2 protein-coding genes are annotated in these 2,042 nt (G+C 64.0%); both read left to right on the forward strand.

Annotated elements, in window-relative coordinates:
- On the forward strand, window positions 1–973 hold a 973-nt coding region (locus tag WB508_RS05805), incomplete at its 5' end, for an adenylosuccinate synthase (protein ID WP_423843936.1).
- Window positions 974–1,243: 270 nt separating this feature from the next.
- The coding region (locus WB508_RS05810) for a DUF6923 family protein (protein WP_423843937.1) at window positions 1,244–2,042 on the forward strand (799 nt) is incomplete at its 3' end.

The following is a 2,042-nucleotide window of genomic DNA, read 5'->3' on the forward strand; positions in this document are numbered from 1 at the left end:
GATCGCCGACTACAACCGCACCATGGACAAGGTCGCCGAGCGCTTCTTGGGCAGCCGAAAGATCGGCACCACCGGCCGCGGCATCGGACCCACGTATGCCGACAAGATGAACCGCATCGGCATCCGCGTCCAGGACCTGTTCGATGAAAAGATCTTGCGCCAGAAGGTCGAGGGTGCTCTCGACCTGAAGAACCAGGTTCTCACCAAGATCTACAACCGCCGCGCGGTCGAGGTCGACGAGGTCGTCGAGGAGCTGCTCTCCTACGTCGATCGGCTGCGCCCGATGGTCGCGGACACCCCTCTTCTGCTGCACGAGGCGCTCGCTGCCGACAAGACGGTGCTGCTCGAGGCTGGCCAAGCCACCCTGCTCGACGTCGACCACGGTACGTACCCGTTCGTCACGTCGTCATCGGCCACCACCGGCGGTGCGTGCACGGGGTCGGGCATCGCGCCGCGCGAGATCACGCGAGTCATCGGCATCGTCAAGGCCTACGCGACCCGTGTCGGCGAGGGGCCCTTTCCCACCGAGCTGTTCGACGACGATGGCGAGCAGCTGCGCAAGAACGGCGCCGAGTTCGGCACCACGACCGGCCGGCCCCGGCGCTGCGGTTGGTACGACGCGCCCATCGCGCGGTACGCGGCTCGCATCAACGGCGTCACCGATTTCGTCCTCACCAAGCTCGACGTGTTGACCGGCTGGGACAAGATCCCGGTGTGCGTCGCCTACGACGTCGACGGAGAACGGGTTGACGAGATGCCGATGACGCAGACCGGGTTCCACCACGCGAAGCCCATCTACGAGTTCTTCGACGGCTGGCACGAGGACCTGTCGGCGTGCCGCGAGTTCTCGGACCTGCCAGCGACTGCCCAGGCCTACGTCACAGCACTGGAGAAGATGTCGGGCGCCAGGATCTCCACCATCGGCGTCGGCCCCGATCGCGAGCAAACGATCGTCCTGCACGACCTGCTCTAGGCAGACTCGGCCGACCGACCCCGGCACATCGATCTGAGCGTTCTGAGCAGCGGGTGAATCTGTTGGTGAATGACGACACTACGCGTGGTTTCTCCGTGACATCCAGTCTCTGACTCGGTTAGGTGGTGGCGACCCACGACGACACGAGTGCTGGATGGCGTGCGGTCAGCAAGGAATGTCGCAACTATCGGGGGTTGGATCATGCATGTCAAAAGTCGTCGACGAGCGCTTCGGGCGCGCCGCACAGCCGCGATGGCGAGCGTCCTGGCCATGGCTGGCGGCATGCTCGCCTCAACTGCTCTGATGCTGCATCCACAACCCGCGCAAGCGGCACCGGGCGATGCTTTCGAGCCGACCGATCCCGTCGTCTACATCTCCCAGAGGGTGCCCACCCAGCTGTTTGAAGCTCGGCAGAGCGATGCGGGTCTGAGCTTCTCTCCGGCGGGCGGGCCGTCGGCTTTTCATTACAACGGGATCGCGTACCGCGCCAGCGACCAGTACATCTACGCGGCTGACAAGAACGACGAGCAGGTCGCGGCCCTCGTTCGGATTGGTCAGGGAGGAGCCATCACCGAACTGGGTGAGGTAGCCGGTGTGCCAAGCCCGTGGATCAGTGCAACCTTTGGGGAGGTCGGTACAGCATGGGCCGACACCCTTCTCGTGCAGACTGCCGACGCCCTCTTCCAGGTGAACGTCGACACCCTGGTCGGAACGAGGGTGGGCGACACGACCTACACCAGTGATATCGCCATGGCCGGCGGGTTCTTGTGGGCGATGAACGAGGACGGAATTGTCCGTATCGATCCCGATACGGCAGCAACAGACGTATTCGACCCGCCGTTTCAGACCGAAGTTTCCGGAGGGGCATGGACGTACGGCAATGGGAACCTCGGATTTTCCGCCAACTACAGCGGAACCCTTCGCCAGGTGGCGGTCGCCGCACCGGATTCGACCAGTCCAACGTTCACGCTCGTGTCAGCGGTAGATGGACCCTCGTCAAACACCAATGACGGGACCGCCATCTCGGGGGTGGAGGCAGACCTCGACATCACAAAGGAGGCGCCGGAAG

The sequence above is a fragment of the Aeromicrobium sp. genome, assembly GCF_049586495.1.
GTDB lineage: Bacteria > Actinomycetota > Actinomycetes > Propionibacteriales > Nocardioidaceae > Aeromicrobium.